At 57.1% G+C, this 15,854-nt stretch carries 20 protein-coding genes; 12 read left to right on the forward strand and 8 right to left on the reverse strand.

All coding sequences use genetic code 11. The annotated features are described in order from the left end of the window. Nucleotides 1-23 precede the first annotated feature (23 nt). Entirely contained in the window at nucleotides 24-1,454 is a 1,431-nt protein-coding gene (locus ACFO5Q_RS12870; RefSeq protein ID WP_068143254.1) for a putative O-glycosylation ligase, exosortase A system-associated, read from the forward strand. Here the strand turns inward: ACFO5Q_RS12870 and ACFO5Q_RS12875 are convergent. After that, nucleotides 1,451-1,804, reverse strand: a complete 354-nt coding sequence (locus ACFO5Q_RS12875) for a hypothetical protein (RefSeq protein ID WP_068143256.1) — start codon at nucleotides 1,802-1,804, stop codon at nucleotides 1,451-1,453. The genes ACFO5Q_RS12870 and ACFO5Q_RS12875 overlap by 4 nt on opposite strands. Nucleotides 1,805-1,893: 89 nt before the next feature. Next, nucleotides 1,894-2,919 carry a phage shock protein operon transcriptional activator gene (gene pspF, locus ACFO5Q_RS12880; protein ID WP_068143257.1) on the reverse strand — a complete coding sequence of 342 codons (1,026 nt, stop codon included), beginning with the start codon at nucleotides 2,917-2,919 and terminating at the stop codon, nucleotides 1,894-1,896. A gap of 219 nt (nucleotides 2,920-3,138) precedes the next feature. Here pspF and ACFO5Q_RS12885 point away from each other — a divergent pair, with 219 nt between their 5' ends. From ACFO5Q_RS12885 to ACFO5Q_RS12905, 5 genes are all read left to right on the forward strand, one after another. Then, nucleotides 3,139-3,306 carry a hypothetical protein gene (locus ACFO5Q_RS12885; protein ID WP_156431836.1) on the forward strand — a complete coding sequence of 56 codons (168 nt, stop codon included), beginning with the start codon at nucleotides 3,139-3,141 and terminating at the stop codon, nucleotides 3,304-3,306. A 155-nt stretch (nucleotides 3,307-3,461) separates the two neighbouring features. After that, the gene (gene pspA, locus ACFO5Q_RS12890) at nucleotides 3,462-4,160 is read left to right on the forward strand and encodes a phage shock protein PspA (RefSeq protein WP_068143259.1); all 699 of its coding nucleotides are present in this window, start codon (nucleotides 3,462-3,464) and stop codon (nucleotides 4,158-4,160) included. 38 nt (nucleotides 4,161-4,198) lie between these two features. Continuing rightward, nucleotides 4,199-4,429 (forward strand): envelope stress response membrane protein PspB, encoded by a 231-nt coding sequence (gene pspB / locus ACFO5Q_RS12895; protein ID WP_068143261.1) that lies wholly within the window; start codon nucleotides 4,199-4,201, stop codon nucleotides 4,427-4,429. Next, nucleotides 4,416-4,805 carry an envelope stress response membrane protein PspC gene (pspC, locus tag ACFO5Q_RS12900; protein WP_068143263.1) on the forward strand — a complete coding sequence of 130 codons (390 nt, stop codon included), beginning with the start codon at nucleotides 4,416-4,418 and terminating at the stop codon, nucleotides 4,803-4,805. The genes pspB and pspC overlap by 14 nt, the downstream gene beginning before the upstream one ends. A 222-nt stretch (nucleotides 4,806-5,027) precedes the next feature. Continuing rightward, a complete protein-coding gene (locus ACFO5Q_RS12905; RefSeq protein ID WP_068143265.1) occupies nucleotides 5,028-5,258 on the forward strand; it encodes a hypothetical protein in 231 nt (76 codons plus the stop codon). 15 nt (nucleotides 5,259-5,273) lie between these two features. Here ACFO5Q_RS12905 and ACFO5Q_RS12910 read toward each other — a convergent pair whose 3' ends face one another. Continuing rightward, nucleotides 5,274-6,611 (reverse strand): spinster family MFS transporter, encoded by a 1,338-nt coding sequence (locus tag ACFO5Q_RS12910; RefSeq protein ID WP_068143267.1) that lies wholly within the window; start codon nucleotides 6,609-6,611, stop codon nucleotides 5,274-5,276. 149 nt (nucleotides 6,612-6,760) lie between these two features. On the opposite strand from ACFO5Q_RS12910, the gene ACFO5Q_RS12915 reads away from it, so the two are divergent. Beyond that, entirely contained in the window at nucleotides 6,761-7,177 is a 417-nt protein-coding gene (locus ACFO5Q_RS12915) for a SufE family protein (protein WP_068144050.1), read from the forward strand. A gap of 147 nt (nucleotides 7,178-7,324) precedes the next feature. Here ACFO5Q_RS12915 and ACFO5Q_RS12920 read toward each other — a convergent pair whose 3' ends face one another. The 4 genes from ACFO5Q_RS12920 to pdxR form a co-directional block, all read right to left on the reverse strand. Next, complete coding sequence (locus ACFO5Q_RS12920) at nucleotides 7,325-8,761, reverse strand: sodium-dependent transporter (protein WP_082719635.1); 1,437 nt, start codon at nucleotides 8,759-8,761, stop codon at nucleotides 7,325-7,327. Nucleotides 8,762-8,896: 135 nt separating this feature from the next. Then, nucleotides 8,897-9,697 (reverse strand): hypothetical protein, encoded by an 801-nt coding sequence (locus tag ACFO5Q_RS12925; RefSeq protein ID WP_068143271.1) that lies wholly within the window; start codon nucleotides 9,695-9,697, stop codon nucleotides 8,897-8,899. Then, the gene (locus tag ACFO5Q_RS12930; RefSeq protein WP_068143272.1) at nucleotides 9,681-10,439 is read right to left on the reverse strand and encodes a carbonic anhydrase; all 759 of its coding nucleotides are present in this window, start codon (nucleotides 10,437-10,439) and stop codon (nucleotides 9,681-9,683) included. The genes ACFO5Q_RS12925 and ACFO5Q_RS12930 overlap by 17 nt, the downstream gene beginning before the upstream one ends. A 110-nt stretch (nucleotides 10,440-10,549) precedes the next feature. Continuing rightward, nucleotides 10,550-12,019, reverse strand: a complete 1,470-nt coding sequence (gene pdxR / locus ACFO5Q_RS12935) for a MocR-like pyridoxine biosynthesis transcription factor PdxR (protein ID WP_068143275.1) — start codon at nucleotides 12,017-12,019, stop codon at nucleotides 10,550-10,552. 105 nt (nucleotides 12,020-12,124) lie between these two features. On the opposite strand from pdxR, the gene ACFO5Q_RS12940 reads away from it, so the two are divergent. Genes ACFO5Q_RS12940 through ACFO5Q_RS12950 form a run of 3 tightly spaced genes read left to right on the forward strand, consistent with a single transcriptional unit; the run spans nucleotide 12,125 to nucleotide 13,803 of the window. Further along, the gene (locus ACFO5Q_RS12940) at nucleotides 12,125-12,787 is read left to right on the forward strand and encodes a pyridoxamine 5'-phosphate oxidase family protein (RefSeq protein WP_068143277.1); all 663 of its coding nucleotides are present in this window, start codon (nucleotides 12,125-12,127) and stop codon (nucleotides 12,785-12,787) included. 7 nt (nucleotides 12,788-12,794) lie between these two features. Then, the gene (locus tag ACFO5Q_RS12945; RefSeq protein WP_068143279.1) at nucleotides 12,795-13,103 is read left to right on the forward strand and encodes a DUF1272 domain-containing protein; all 309 of its coding nucleotides are present in this window, start codon (nucleotides 12,795-12,797) and stop codon (nucleotides 13,101-13,103) included. 4 nt (nucleotides 13,104-13,107) lie between these two features. Next, nucleotides 13,108-13,803 carry a GNAT family N-acetyltransferase gene (locus tag ACFO5Q_RS12950; RefSeq protein ID WP_231727044.1) on the forward strand — a complete coding sequence of 232 codons (696 nt, stop codon included), beginning with the start codon at nucleotides 13,108-13,110 and terminating at the stop codon, nucleotides 13,801-13,803. A 189-nt stretch (nucleotides 13,804-13,992) separates the two neighbouring features. Here the strand turns inward: ACFO5Q_RS12950 and ACFO5Q_RS12955 are convergent, their stop codons facing one another. Further along, nucleotides 13,993-14,913: a DMT family transporter gene (locus ACFO5Q_RS12955; RefSeq protein WP_068143281.1), complete on the reverse strand. Its 921-nt coding sequence runs from the start codon at nucleotides 14,911-14,913 to the stop codon at nucleotides 13,993-13,995. Between the two features lie 143 nt (nucleotides 14,914-15,056). Between ACFO5Q_RS12955 and ACFO5Q_RS12960 the strand changes: the two genes are divergently transcribed. Continuing rightward, nucleotides 15,057-15,527, forward strand: a complete 471-nt coding sequence (locus tag ACFO5Q_RS12960; RefSeq protein ID WP_068143283.1) for an Lrp/AsnC family transcriptional regulator — start codon at nucleotides 15,057-15,059, stop codon at nucleotides 15,525-15,527. Between the two features lie 33 nt (nucleotides 15,528-15,560). Then, nucleotides 15,561-15,854, forward strand: coding sequence for a hypothetical protein (locus ACFO5Q_RS12965; RefSeq protein ID WP_156431837.1), 294 nt, complete (start codon nucleotides 15,561-15,563; stop codon nucleotides 15,852-15,854).

The raw sequence follows: 15,854 nt of genomic DNA on the forward strand, positions 1-15,854 counted from the left end.
GCCCGGCATGCTGACAGGCCACAATGCAGGGCAATCCCACCCGGGAAGGCGGGGGGCTGTGGAAGGTTCGGGCTGTGCGTGACGCGATTGTTGCATTGATTGTTCTAGGCTGGTTGCCTTTCGCCTTTTTTCGTCCTGTTGTTGGTGTTTTGCTGTGGTTTTGGCTGTCGCACATGAACCCCCACGCCTATACCTATGGCTTTGCCGCGAGTTTCGGTTTTCTGGATTACGTCGCGCTGGTGACCCTGGCGGGCCTGGTGATGGACGGCACCAGAAAAAAGATTCCCGGGCATCCCATTGTCGTCATCCTAATGACCTATCTGGTCTGGATCATCCTGACCACCATCATGGCGTTCGACCCGGGCAATGCGATGGAGAAATTCGTCCATTTGTTCAAGGTGCTCTTGTTCACGTTCGTGGCCATAATAACCATGCAGACGCCCAATCGGCTCAAAGGCATTCTATTTGTTCTGATGATGTCGATGGCCTACATTGGTGTGAAGGGTGGTCTCTATACCATTGCAACAGGCGGCGGCGGTCGGGTGCAGGGTGCCGGCGGCATGATGGGGGACAACAACCAGCTTGCGGTTGCCATGGCCATGTCCCTGCCGCTGGCGATCTATTTCTTCCAGCACCCGCCAAAACCCTACCTTAAATGGCCGGCGCTTGGACTGGCGCTGTGTTTCGCCATATCGGTGGTGGGGACACAGTCCCGCGGGGGCTTTGCCGCCTTGGCGGCTGTATCCTTCATGATGCTGATGAAAACCCGGCGGAAATTTACCGCGCTATTCGTCATGGCCGCATTGGCGGTGGGGGGCTATTACTTTGCCCCGGACAGTTGGAAAAACCGTATCGAGAGTAGTGAAAAAACCACGGAAGACGACAGTTTCCGCGGGCGTGTGGTGATGTGGAAATTCTCCTCTAACCTGGCGGATGACAACCCGATCGAAGGTGGTGGATTTGATGTCTTCTATGTGCCGCGTGCGCGGGAACTGTATATGTCGCCTGGCGAGAAGGCCAGGGCGCCGCACTCCATTTATTTCGAAGTGCTGGCAGAGCATGGCTACACAGGGCTTGTGCTATGGCTGACAATATTGTTCACCGGGTGGTATGCGGGCGGCACGGCGGCGAAGCGTTACAGAGCGCATGAGGAGACTCGGTGGCTGGGGGACCTGTGCGCCGCGTGCCAGTTGTCGATGGTGGGCTACGCCGCCGGTGGCCTGACGGTGAATATCGCCACCTTTGACTATTTCCATGACCTGCTGGCCTTCATTGTGCTCAGTTCTGTAATTGGCGAAAAGCTGCTTGCCCGCGCCGAGAGAAGGGGGGCCGACATTGGTGGCGGCTCAGATGCCGAGGCGGTACCTGTCAAATCGAAGAAATGGTCACCTTACCAGAATAGGGATGGGCAGGCGGTAAGGGCGCTGTCGCGAGAGAGCGGACATAGAGCTTAGCCTTGTTCTTTCGTCTCGTCTTCTTTCAGAGGCTGGCTGGCGCTGGCATCAAATTTGGATGCAAAATCCATGGAGCTGGCGCCAGAGCGCCTGCGCACCAGAGCGACCACCACCCCAATGACCGCACCCGCCAGAATGACTGTGCCAAGCATGATGGCGAACCCGAGAATCCACCCCACTAGGCTGTACATGCTTTCACAGTCGTCGCCGCACAGGCTTTCCATGGGATTGCCAACCCAAAAACGGAAAGCGCCATAAGCCACGAGGCTCAAAAGGATAAGCCCGAACAGATGTTTGAGGCGTAGGTCCAGTGCTCCGGCCCTGCGCCGTTTCTGGCGTTTTTTGATCATGAGATGCTCTGACATGGGCGGCACTATGGGCGCGGGGCAATTCATGGTCAAGATGTGATCGCAGGGATCACGGTAAATTCACAGCTCTCTCAAAGCAGGTCGTGCTTCTTCAGGCCGTGGCGGAACTGGTCATAGGTCAGCCCAACATGCTTGGCCGCCGCGCGTTGATTGAAGCGGCTTTCTTCAAGCGCATGCCTGTATAGTTTTCGTTCGAACGATGCAGCTTCTTCCTTGAGATCAAACGGGCCGTCCGGCAGGGCAGAGCCTGCGGGTGTTGCTTGGGGCATGGGCGTAGCGGGGGCGGCAGGCTGTTTGCGGTTGGTCTTAGCAGGCGGACGGAAAGGGCTTTCGAACGGATCGAAGACAATATCGCATACCGGCTGTTCGCCGTCCCACGCGCGGTAGATAGCGCGCTCCACCACATTCTTGAGTTCCCGGATGTTGCCCGGCCAGTGATAGTCCATCATCTGGGCCGTGGCCTTCTTTGAAAAGCCGGGGAACACCAACCATTCAAGTTCACGCGCCATGGCCATGCCGAAATGTTCGGCCAGCAGCATGATGTCTTCCTTGCGTTCCCGAAGTGGTGGCACGGTAATAACGTCAAACGCCAGCCGGTCCAGAAGGTCATGGCGAAATTCACCGGCATCCGCGGCCGCTGGCAGATCGATGTTTGTGGCGCCAATCACGCGCACGTCCACATTGATGGTGTCGGTGCCGCCGACGCGCTCGAACTCGCCATATTCAATGACGCGCAGGAGCTTTTCCTGCGCCGCCATGCTCATGGTGCCGATCTCATCAAGGAACAGGCTGCCTTCGTCTGCCGCTTCAAACCGCCCCGCGCGGCGGTTCCTGGCACCTGTGAAGGCGCCGGGCTCGTACCCGAACAGCTCGCTTTCCAGAAGTGTTTCGGCCAAAGCCGCGCAGTTCATCTTCTGGAAGACCCTGTTCCAGCGGTTCGACAAATAGTGCAGACGCCAGGCGATCAGTTCCTTGCCCGTGCCGCGTTCGCCGATCACCAGCATCGGCCGGTCAAGGGGGGCTGCCCTGCTGATTTGGTCCATCATGTCCAGGAAAGCCGGGCTGTCGCCGATGATTTGTTCTTGTTTTTTAACCATGTGCTAATAATAGGTGAAAAATACTAAATATTGGTAATTATTTTTATCATGAATATCAGTTATTCAAGAGGTTAAATTTTTTATCCATTTAAAACAATGGGTTAAGAAATTTTCAAAAACTGGCACACCCCCTGCAAACAAGGGAAATGTCAGCGACAAAAAAGACTGACACGAAAAAACAAACACAAGACAGCGAACAAGAACTAGAGGACGACGAAGATGACCAAGATGCTCCACATGATGCCGGTAACGCCCGGGACACGACGCGAGGGGATGGATGCTGTTGGGGTAATTGCAGGGGTTGAGCTCGCGCGCCACACAGATGGCCGCCTGCCAGAAATAAGCCGCCGCATGCGCCGCATGGAACGTCAACGTCGTCTCAACTAGTTCATCCTGGCCCCGGCTTAACCCCGAGAAGAGGGATGCCGGGGCCGCGACTAACACCGCCCCCGAGAATAATAAAAAGCGAGGATCGGGGGCATGTCCCAAAAAATGGCAAAAGCCCGGGACACGTAGCGAGGACATACGAAAGGAAGTACAAAATGGGTATCTTTTCACGCCTGACTGACATCATTAACTCCAATATCAATGCCATTCTGGACAAAGCGGAAGATCCTGAAAAAATCATCCGTATGGTGATCCAGGAAATGGAAGACACGCTTGTTGAAGTGCGCTCTTCCGCTGCCAAGACAATCGCCGACCAGAAAGACCTGGAGCGCCGCATCAAGAAGGTGAAGCAGGCGCAGGGCGACTGGGAGAAGAAAGCCGAGCTGGCCATCTCCAAAGGCCGTGACGACCTGGCGAAAGGCGCGCTGATTGAAAAATCCAAGGTTGCCGAAATGCTGGCCCATCTTGAAGAAGAGATGAAGCATCTCTCTGAAGCGCTTGGCCGCAACGAGGAAGATGTTATCAAGCTGGAAGCCAAGCTTCGCGAGGCCCGCGCCAAGAAGGCAAGCATGCAGGCCCGCCACAAGTCAGCGTCGAACCAGGTGCGTGTCCGCAAGAATCTGTATGACAACCGCATCCAGGATGCATTCGACCGGTTTGACAAAGTCGACGCCCGCCTTGACCGCCTTGAAGGTGAAGCCGAAGCAATGGCCATTGGTCGCGGCGAAAACCTTGAGGACGCCTTCAAGGAGCTTGAGAGCAACGATGAGATCGAACAAGAGCTGGCAGCTCTGAAGGCAAAAGCTTCGGGTGAAACGAAGAAAGCTCCTGCAAAAAAATCGGCGTCGAAATAATCGGCGCCCAACAACAATAAAGACATAGGGGAACTAAAATGGACGAAGCCATACCAATCCTGCTCGTAGTCGTCGTGATCCCGCTCTGGATCATCTTCCACTACATCACCAAATGGAAGCAGATGAATGGCATCACCGCCGAAGATGAAGCATCGCTGGGCGACCTGCGCACCGCCGCCGACCGCCTGGAAGACCGCCTTCGCACCATGGAACGCATCATGGATGACGAAGTGCCAGACTGGAGGAGCCGTCACCATGACAAATTTTAACAACCGCCCGACCAAACTTTACAAAGACCCAGTCCATGGTCGTGTTATGGGTGTGTGTGCCGGCATCGCAGATTACTTCGACATCAAAGTTGGCGTGGTGCGTTTTCTGGCTTTCTTCGGCATCCTCTTTACGTTCCCGTGGCTTCTGATCGGCTATTTCATCCTGGGGATGGCGCTGGACCCAAAGCCCGAAGGCCTTTATGAGGACGAAAAGGAAGAAGAATTCTGGAAGCAGACGCGCAAGAGCCCGGACTATACGGCCGCTGAGCTGCGCCGCCGGTTCCGGGACATCGAACGCCGCACGTCCGAGATGGAGGCCTATATGACCAGCAAACGCTTCCGACTGGAGCGGGAACTGAAGGCTCTCGAAGACTAGACTTTCAAGGGACTATATGTCGGAGCCTTCCCTTCCTGGAGAGCTTTCCCTTTCTCCCGAGAGAAGTGTTGCGACAACGGGCAGGTGCTGATCGGACCTGCCCCTTTTTTCATAAGCCGGATGGTTTAACCTGATGGTAACAAAGAGCGCCTAAAAGGCGCCGACGACAGCCGAAGAGCTCGCTCATAAGAGCCGCGGCAGACAGCAAGGATAGTGAGTGACATGAGTGTAGCCGTTATTGGTTTGGCCCTTGGGCTGAACGCCACATCACCTGCGATCACGAGTGAGATGAACCCCCACATGCTGGCGGCAGACCGCCACTATCAGGAACTGGTGTACCAACACAAACCTGTTTTCCGTGTTGCCCCGACAGAGGCCAGCCGGCTGGTTCTCAGGCAAAGGACGCGGCCCGAAAGGCGCGCCGAGGGCGACGCGCAGACCGAGGTCCGCTAACAGAAGTGCAGCATCCTAAGAGTGCTGGGCGTTAAGGCGGGCTTCTTCTTCCTCAAGCGCCTTCGCGTAGGCCTTGCGACCCCAGAGCAAAAGGGCAATGCAGGCTGGCGTCGTAATCGCGGCCACTGTCGCCAGCGAATAGTTCAGCATCATTTCATCACCAAATAGATGGTCGGTGAAGGCGCCTATCAGCAAGGGGCCGGCACCATAGCCGATGATGCTGGTACACAGCACATACATCGCGATTATCTGACCACGCATCTGATTTGGCGTGATGATCTGCAGCGAGGCGAAGGCGATGCCTGACGGCAGATTGATAAACAGGTTTGAAATGCCGAGAACCCACCATGCCGTTGTGGTGTCTGCGATAAAGGGTAGTATCAGGCTGGGCACCAAGTAGCCAATGGGGGCAACCAGAAGCGCCCGGATGTGGGCATCTTTCTTGCCTTGGCCCAGCCAATAGTCCGCAAGAAAGCCGCCGAGCAAAAGACCAGCCGGCCCTGTGAGCAGCGAAATTGTACCAAAAATTTTGCCCACTTCACCGGGTGCCAGGCCGTGGTAGCGGTGAAAGAAAAAGGCCAGGAAACTGAGTGTGCCGAAACCAAGCGCCGCCACACAGGAAACACCGAGGCAGATGCCGGCATAGGCTCTGAAACGGTCTTTCACATGCTTCACGACCTCTTTTACCGGTATACTGGCCCCACTTTGAGACACACCTTTTCTACTGGGTTCCTTGACCGTCAGCATAAGAAACGTCAACAGGATGCCGGGCAGCCCAACCATGAGGAAGGCTTTTTGCCAGCTGCCCATCAGGCCAACGCCGGGGATTTCCACATCCGGCAGGCGTTCTGCCAGGTCTATCGCCGCTCCCCCCACAATGAAGGCCAGAGCTGAGCCTACCGGAATGCCCATGGAATAGACGCTGAGTGCGGTGGCCAGGCGTTTTTTGGGAAAGCTGTCTGCAAGAATGGAATTGGCGGCTGGGGCCAGCGTTGCCTCGCCAATCCCCACACCCATACGCAGCAGGAACAGCGAAATGAAATTGCTGGCCAGCGACGATGCCGCTGTCATCAGGCTCCAGAGAAACAGGCCGACGGCTATCAAGCCGCGCCGGCTTTTGCTGTCGGCAATACGGGCGCAAAAGAGGCCGAAGACGGTGTAGAAAACCGCGAAGGCAAAGCCTGTCAGGAGGCCAAACTGGGTATCCGAGATGCCAAAATCCGCCTTGATGGCTGGGCCCAAAAGCCCGAGAATCTGGCGGTCGATGAAGGAAAAGGTATAGATAACCAGCAGCAGCGCTACCATGTACCAGGCATAGGCCGGGCGTGGATAGCCGTCTTGGTTTGGTGACATGTGCGCTTCCCCTCGCTTGTGTCGCATGCCCTTTTTCAGCTTTAGGCCTTTAACTTGAGGGGCCAATCCGATAGACACACTGTCGTTAGGTAAGCATTAAGTCGGGCGTTTGGCCCGACTGTCAAGGCGCTGGTGTTTGGATAAAGATGATGTCTCTTGAAAATACGACGATCGCTGAAATTTTGGACACATTCGAGTTTCTCGATGATTGGGAAGACCGCTACCGCTATGTGATCGACCTGGGGCGCAAGTTACCGCCGCTCGACGAGAGCGAGATGACGGATGACTATAAAGTGCGCGGTTGTCAGAGCCAGGTGTGGCTGGTGCCTGAGGTGGACGCGGAAGGCCGTATCCATCTGCGCGGTGACAGCGACGCCCATATCGTCAAGGGCTTGGTGGCTTTGATGCTGCTGATCTATTCCGGCAAGACGGCTGAGGAGATTTTGGCCACAGACGCCAAGGGCATCCTGGACCAGCTTGGCCTTGCGGCGCACCTGTCGCCCATGCGGGCCAACGGCCTGTTTTCCATGGTCGAACGGATAAGGGCCATCGCCGAAGCGGCCTAAGTTTAGCCCATCAAATTGCAATGTTATGTTCAATGGATGCTGAACTTGTTTCAGGGTCTATGTCAGGTGGTAATGGCGCCAGCTTACCCTGCAAAAGAAAAGGCCCCGGATTTTCCGGGGCCTTCTTTGTGTCTGCTGGTATCTGTCTTAGGCGATGAAGTTGTCAAAGATAATCTTGCCGAAGATGATACCGATGGCCGTTGGGCTCACGAACCGCACCAGGAAGTACCAGATGCGGAAGGTCTTATCGCTGAGCGCCAGCTCATCCATCATGTTCTTGCGTGTCACGAACCAACCCACGAACAGCGCCGTGAACATGCCGCCAAGTGGCATCATGATGTTGTTGGTCAGGAAGTCTTTCACGCCCATGATGTCCAGCTCAAGCCCAAGCATGTTGATCTTGATGTCCGACAGCAGGTTTGTGCCCTGGCTGTAGGCTGACAGAACGCCAAGAAGCCCTGCGGCCACGCCCATGGTGACGGCAACCTTACGGCGGTTCCAGCCGGTTTTCTCCTCGACATAGGATACAGGTGGCTCCAGAAGCGAGATGGAGCTTGTAACTGCCGCCACAGCCAACAGGCCGAAGAACAGTGTGCCGAATACGATCCCGAAAGGCATCTGGCCGAAGGCGATTGGCAGGCTCATGAACACCAGGCCGCCGCCACCGGCAACATCAAGGCCATATGCGAATACGATTGGGAAAATCGCGAGACCAGCCATCAGTGCAACGGCACTGTCTGCTGCCGCAATGGTCACGGCGGACTTGCCGATCTTCACGTCTTTCGTCAGGTACGAACCATAGGTCATGATGGAACCAAGCGCGAGCGAGAGCGAGAAGAACGACTGGCCCAGCGCCTGCAGGACCGTGTCCAGGCTGAAGCGTGTTGCCGGTTCGCCGGCTGCGATGGCTTCAGCGGTGTTCGGCTTGAACAACAGTTTGTCGAAATCCGGGTTGAACAGGAAGTCGATGGTCTTGGCGAAGTCGCCCGTGAAGCCGGAATAGATCACCAGAATGATCAGGATGGCGAACAGCGCCGGCATCAGCACGGTTACGGCTTTTTCGAGGCCGCCCTGAACGCCTTTCGCCACGATGAAGATGGTAATGGCCATGAAGGCAAAGTGGGACACCAGCGTTTTCACCGGGTCAGAGATATAACCAACGAAGGTGTTTTGCGCCGTTTCCGCGTCAATGCCGCTGAAGGTGCCCATGGCCGCTTTGGCCATATAGGCCAGTGTCCAGCCGCCCACGACCGAATAAAAGCTGATCACGATGAAGGCGCCAACCACGCCAGACCAGCCGATCAGGCTCCACCAATGACTTTTCTTTTCGTCTTGTGCGATCTTTTTCATCGACCCGATTGGTGACAATTGCCCGCGCCGCCCAAGCGAAAGCTCTGCCACCAGCATGGGTGTGCCGATGAAGAATACAAACAGCAGGTAAACCATGACGAAGGCACCGCCGCCGCCTTCACCTGCTTCATATGGAAATTTCCAAATATTGCCCAATCCGACGGCGCTACCGACGGCGGCCATGATAAAGGCCCAGCGCGATGACCAATGAGCGTGTTGTGCTGCTCCAGCCATAAATCCCTCTCCCCGAGTTACTATATTTTTTGCGCAGTATGACAGCCCATGCGCAATTTGGGCGCCATCATAGAAAGAAGGCGCCCCAGTGGCTAGCGGAATCTTTGGTGGCGAAACAAGGCCTTAAACCAAGGCTTACGGCGACGTGTCGAGCACTGCGCAATAGTCGCCGTTGCTTTTGACCTGTTGGCAAAGGCGGCGGGCGTCATCCCGATTGTCCAGCCGCACGCCCAGGCGCACAACGCCGCCCGAAACATTGACCTCCCACTGGTCGATATAGCCCTTAAGGGATGGGAACTTGGCCTCAAGCGTCGGCTTGTTGCCCTGGGCGGACTGGTATGTCTTGTAGCTTTCCAGGTGCGCGAACCAGCGCCCAAGTGGCGAGGTGGACTGAGGCCTGTAAACGGTCATCGGCGAGCTGCTGAATCCGCTTGAAGGACGGACGGAACTGATCGCGCTGCCGCCGTCCAGGGTCGGCAGGCCTTCATGCAGTTGTTGCGGGCGCGCGGAGGCGACATCCAGCGACCGCAGGTTCTGTGCGATCAGGGCCAGGCGGCGGGCCGCTTCGCTTGAGACGGTGCCATTCGCAAGAAGTTCGGTGCCGCAGTGCAGATACACAGGGTCTGTGGACCCTGCTGCCATCAGCCCAGCATAGAGTTTGCGGGCGGATACAGGGTGCCCGCTTTTCTCCATCGCGAGCGCTGTGAAGAACTGGTCAACAGGGCTGGCGAGCGGCTCGGCGCTCAGGATTTCGACAGCGTCGGCTGCACGTCCTTCACACAGGGCATTGGCCACCGGTTTTGGTGCGCGCTTGGCGCCTGCTGTAGGCTTGGTGCCCACAGGCGCGCTTGAGCATGCCGCGACAAGCAGAAGGGACAGCGCGAAGCCTGCGCCTTTTGCGATAGCACTGATGCCGGAATTATTGAGACTGCGCATCGAGGATAATCCGGTTGTCGCGAGGTTGCACAGGGCGGTTGTTGGTGCCGACAATGCCCTGAACCAGTTTGATCTGGTCCGCGGAGAATTCGATCGGTGTCTTTAGCACATACCAGTTTACGCCCGGTGTGCATGGCGGATGGCTCAGGGACCCCATATAGCGGAAATAGTCTTTTTCCTGCGGCATGAAGTCCCGCGCATTGATTTTCACATTCGGCAGGTTCACGCCCTGGCCTGTTTCAATCGGCAGGTGCGGCAGCAGTTCTTCCGCCGCTTCGTTTGTTCCGCCTTCCTTCACCAGAACCGACACGATGGCCATTTCACCGCTCAGCGCCTGATGGGTGAACTGAATTTCAAGGGGGAAGGTGCGGTCCAGAACCTGGTGTTCTGCCGGTGTATGGAAATGGAATTCCTTCAGGACGAAAACCTTGGCCCCCACCCGCAGGATGCTGCCGGGCGCATAATTCTGGCGCACGGTGCTGCCGTCATTATGGGTGGCGACTGAGGTGACATTGTAAAGAGGCTCCAGCCGGTACATCACGGCGGGTTCGGTGCCGGAGATCACGATCGGGGACTGCATGCCCGCACCGCATGCCGGTGCAATGGATGACCATGCATCCGGGCCGGTACTGCCGCTGTAGCTCCACTCCTGTCCAAAGCTCCAACTGTCCTGAAACGCGGACGCTGCCGTCGCCGTGCCGATGATGGCGGCAAAAGCAGCCAAGGCATGTTTTCGGATCATAATCCCCTCCTGATACGGCGCCGGGCGGCTGAAAATTACAGCTGGCCGCCTTCGTCACTCAATCTGGCCTCAACCGATCTTGGCCCTAAGCTACTATGCTGGGCGCGCTATTAAAAGCCTGTAATTTCATCTAGTTCCCGGGCAAACTGTGCCAACCTTGCGGGCATATCGGCCTCTGCCATGTTGGCGAACCCAAACAACAGCCCTTTTTGTGGCTTGGCATGGCTGTAGCTGGCCGAAAGCGGCACGGCGCCAAGGCCAGCGCGGTGGGCGGCGGCCGCCAGCTTCCGGTCGTCCATATGGGCAAGGGAGGGGGCGGCAAGTCCGACAACATGCAGTCCTGCATCTGTCGGCAATAGCGTGAAATAGGGCGCGAGGCATTCGCTCGCCGTGTCGAAGAAGCACTGCAGCCGTTCCTTGTGGATCGACCGAAGCCGCCTCAGGTGGCGGGCGAAGTGACCGTCGGCGATGAAACGCTCCAGGATCATCTGGTCTGAGAGCGGTGGGAAGCTCTCTGTCTGTTCCCTGTGCCGGATCACGCGTGAAGCCATGCTGGGTGGCAGCACCAAATATCCGATCCTGAGAGACAGAAACAGCGACTTGGAAAAGCTGCCGCCATAAATCACATGTCTGCCGCCATCCAGCCCCTGAAGCGATTGCACGGGGCGCCCGCCATAGCGGAACTCGCTGTCATAGTCGTCCTCAAGGATATAGGCGCCTGTCTCTCTGGCCCATTCCAGAAGCTCAAGGCGGCGGCTGACCGGCATGGTGGAGCCCAGCGGATAGTGCCTGCTGGGCGTCACCAAAAGCATGCCCGGTGCCTCACGGGACCGGGCGGGCACCACGGCGCCGCTATTGTCGACTTGGGTAAAAGCAACCTTGTGCGGCAGGGATTCGGCTGTCCGCAGGATACCGGGATAGCCCGGATCTTCCAGGATAAGCGTCCGGTCATGTGGGATGATGCTTTCGGCCACGAACTTCAGGCCCTGCTGCAGCCCAGTGGTGATCATGATCTGGTCTGCATCCGCTAGCACGCCGCGCGCTGTTTGCAGGTAACTTGCGATGGCTTCCCTCAGCGGTCGGTACCCTGCCGGGTCATTGTGCTCCAATTCACTTGTGCCGGCATGCCGCCACACGCGTCCGGCAATTCGCGCCCAAAGGGCGAAGGGGAACTGGTCCAGCGCCGGCATGCCCGAAAGCGGCCTCTTTGCGCGGCCTGATGGCCTGTCTGTCTGCGCCTTTGGGCTGTCGCCAACCGTCAGATAGTGGTCTGGAAGGTCACTGCTGACAAACGTGCCCGCGCCAACCCGGCTTTCAAGATAGCCTTCGGCCATCAGCTGGTCATAGGCGGCAAGAACCGTATTGCGGGAAAGCGAAAGGCGTGTGGCCATGGCGCGGCTGGCGGGCAGGCGGTCCCCGGCATGCAGGTGGCCTTTCAAGATGGCGTCCTGCAGCAGAAGCATCAGCTGTTCATTCAGCGGTGTGTCGCTTTCCGGGTTCAGGCCGGGTGTCAGAAGGGTTTCCACCATCCGATCTGTGCGGCGGCGGGCGTTTGCGCCAGCGTTGATTTGACCGGACATAATTGGACCCTTGAAAAATTATAAATTGGACCTTCTTGTGGGATCAATATTATCCCAAGCTGCGGCCATGTCCAGTCCTGAAGAGAGAAGAGCGAAAGATCAGAAATGGCCGAGTTCACGATAAACGAGCGAAACAGGGTAAAGCGCGGTCACAAGCGCGCCCGGTATGATGAAGAAACCATATATGGCATCCTCGACAGTCACTTTCTTTGCCATGTGGCCTATGAGGTCGGTGGCCAGCCGCAGATCATTCCCACCAGCTACTGGCGGGAAGGCAACCGGCTTTATTGGCATGGGGCATCTAAAAGCCGGATGATCGTTGAGGTCACAAGCGGCAAAGATGTGTGTGTGAGCGTCACCCATCTGGATGGGCTTGTGCTGGCGCGCTCGGCCTTCAATACCAGCGCCAATTACCGCTCGGTGGTCTGCTATGGCCGTCCCGAACTGGTGACGGACACGGCAGAGTTCGACCGCCAGATGGAGCTGTTTTTCGAACAGCTTGCACCGGGCCGCTGGCCGCAGCTTCGACCGGTCACGGATCAGGAGCGCAAGGCCACGGGCCTTGTGGTGATGGAAATAGAGGACGCAGCGGCAAAGGTGCGCGATGGCGGCCCCGGTGACGGTGACACGGAAGATGTCGACTGGCCGGTTTGGGCCGGGCATATTCCGCTCACGACCCAGCAGCGTGGCCCAGTGGGCGTGCATGAGGGCGTGCGGGCAGCGCTTAATCACCCCTTGATGCCGGGGTACGACTGGAACAACAGGTAGGTGCGCCATGCTGGATATCAGACCCAACTGCGAGCATTGCGACAAGCATCTGGCGCCAGATGCGACTGACGCCATGATCTGCTCGTATGAATGCACCTTCTGCGCTGACTGCGTGGAAAGCGTGCTTGAAAATGTGTGTCCCAATTGTGGCGGCGGCTTTGTGTCGCGCCCTGTTCGCCCAGCCACAGAATGGCGAACAGGTGTGTCGTGCGCGCATCAGAAGCCGAGCGAGAAAAGGGTTTTAAAGCCGGTGGACAAGCATGCCCACAAGGCTTTTGCGCAAACGATCAAAACAATCCCACCCCAAAAGAGGTAGCGCCATGGACGGCATGACAAAAGCAAGCCTGAAGAATTGGGGCGGATGTAAAACACCGGGCGGTGCGGTTCTCAAGGGCCGGTATGCCGTGCTTGAGCCCCTTGACTGGGACCAGCACAGAGACGGCCTTTACGGGGCTATCGCTGGTGAGGAGAACCGGTCGATATGGGACTATATGCCCGTTGGCCCGTTCGAGGACGGCGCTTCAGCCTTTCAGGAAACATTTGAAGCCATCCGCCAGCAGGGTGGTTGGCGCACCATGGTGATCCGCGACGCACAGTGTGGCGACGTGTTGGGCATGGCCAGCTATATGCGTCTCCGCGAGGCCTTCGGCAGTTGCGAGGTAGGCTGCGTGGCCTTTGGCGAGCGCCTCAAACGCACGCGCGTCGCCACCGAAGCCATTTTCCTGATGGCCGCCCATGTGTTCGACGACCTGGCCTATCGCCGGTTCGAATGGAAATGCGATGACGGCAACGCCGCCAGCATGCGCGCGGCCGTGCGCTTCGGCTTCACTTGTGAAGGCACCTTCCGGCAGGACATGGTGGTCAAGGGCCGTAACCGCGACAGTGCCTGGTATTCCATGCTGGACAGTGAATGGCCTGCCCTGAGGGCAGCCTTCCGGACCTGGCTTGCGCCGGAAAATTTCGGTTCTGACGGCGTTCAGAAAGCTTCACTTGAAAGCTACCGCGCAGCGCTCTGAAAAAAAGAAACCCGAGCAGGGCAGGTGCCACGCTCGGGAATGAGGGCCTGAGGCAAGCCTGAATGGGAGGTTCAGCTTTCTCAGGAGGGGTTCTGTTATTTTTGTTGTTCGAGTGTCCAGTCGGTTGCGCTATTGGGTGCGGTCGGGAACGAGTTTACTCTTTGACAAAAGCGCGCCCACGGTGGCTCATCAAATTTTTCCTTTGCGAAGGCGCACCCCCATGGCGATGCCGATGCCGCCGATGATGGCCACAAGCCCCAGAAGTTCGACCAGCGTTGGTTCTTCGCCGAGCACAAGGAACGACAGGATCACCGCCACCACAGGGATCAGGGCATTCAGGGTTGCGGCCCGGCTGGTCCCCAGATAACCAACGGCCTTGTTGAACAGCACCAGCGCCAGAATGGCGGAGACAACTCCCTGCCAGAGGCCTTGGGTAAGAAGCGTTGCAGGCGAGACGCTGGTGATGCCTTCGGCAAAGCCGAACACGCAGCCGATCGCCACCAGGAGGAGTGACAGAAAGGACACGCGTGCCGCAATGACAAGGCCGTCCGTTGGCCACTGGCGCACGAAGAAAGTATAGCCTGCCCACAAAAGGCCGCCTGCCATGAACAACAGATCACCCTTCAGCGACGGCGTCATGCCGCCAGATGCAAGGCAGATCAGGCCGATAAGAATGGCCCCAGCGCCCAGTGCCCGCGTGCGGGTGATTTTCTCCCCAAACCAGATGTGCGCCAGTATAAGGCTTGTTACCAGCATGGTGCCGGGAATGATCACGCCGCCATGGCCAGCGGGTGCATGCTCAAAAGCGCTTGAAACCACCAGGCTATAGGTGAAGCCCGCCCCCAGCATCATCACGAAGGCCTGCCCCCATTCCTTGAGGCCGGGCCTGCCGCGGAAGGCAAAGGGCAAAAGCAAAGGCCCCGCCACAGCAAAGCGCAAAAGCACAATCTGGAAAGGCGTGAGGGCATCGGCATTGACCCCGATGGAGGTCACGACCGGCCATGTGCCCCAGATGAAGGCTGCTGACAGGCCACATACAAGGCCGACGACGGGAACCGCCGGCACCGGCATGGCGCCAAGCGCGGGTGTGGGCTGAACATTGTCGGTCATATTTCTATCCTGCTGTCCATCTTGCTGTGGTTTTCTTATTTTGAATAATATGGCGTGAGCGGCGCGTTTAATCTTCGCAAAATTCGCATTTTGATGATAAAGTTCATCATAATTTTACTTAAGGGCGCGGAAAAAATACGCATATGTCTGATTTAGATGGTTTTGACGTCAAGATACTCAATGAACTTCAGGACAACAGCCGGCAGACATCCGAAGTGATCGCCGACAAGGTCGGCCTGTCGCCTGCTGCCACGCAGCGCCGCATCAAGAAGCTGCGCGAGGACGGTACGATCAAAAAGGAAGTCGCCATCCTGTGCCCTAAATCACTCGGGGGGCGAACAACGCTGATTGTGCAGGTGGCCTTTTCCTGTGGCGGGGAGGCGACGATCGAGACGTTCAAGCAGCAGATGCTTCAGGTGCCTGAAGTGCAGCAGTGCTATTATGTCACCGGGCAGACCGATTTCATCCTGATCATGACGGTGAAGGATATGAAGGATTTCGACCGCATCACCCGCGAGTATCTGTTCACCAACCCGTCTATCGGAAGGTTTGAAACCATCGTCGCCATCGATACCTTCAAGGAAGGCTTCAAGATTCCACTTGATGGTGTATAAATGTGCCAGCGACAATAATTATTGGGGGCAAACGTGTCGGGTGGATTTCTATGTCAAAATATGGAGTGCAGGGCTTTTGTAAAGCCTGGGTATGACTTCAAATCAAACAAATTTATGGCCGTTTCCTGCTCGTCGTGCGGGCGGGAATATGGTTCGGAAGAAGCAGCATCCGAGGTTGAAAAAACAATTAGTGGAAGGGCTGCAAGAACGGGTGATGAATTCAAAGTCAAAGCCGGTGGCCAGTTTGGCTATGCGGTAGTCTGGGTCTGGGGGGCGTATATTCTGGGGGCTGTTCTAGTCTACCTAGTACTTTCCACCATCTACTGA

Source organism: Kordiimonas lipolytica, from assembly GCF_042651265.1.
In the GTDB taxonomy this organism is placed as follows: domain Bacteria; phylum Pseudomonadota; class Alphaproteobacteria; order Sphingomonadales; family Kordiimonadaceae; genus Kordiimonas; species Kordiimonas lipolytica.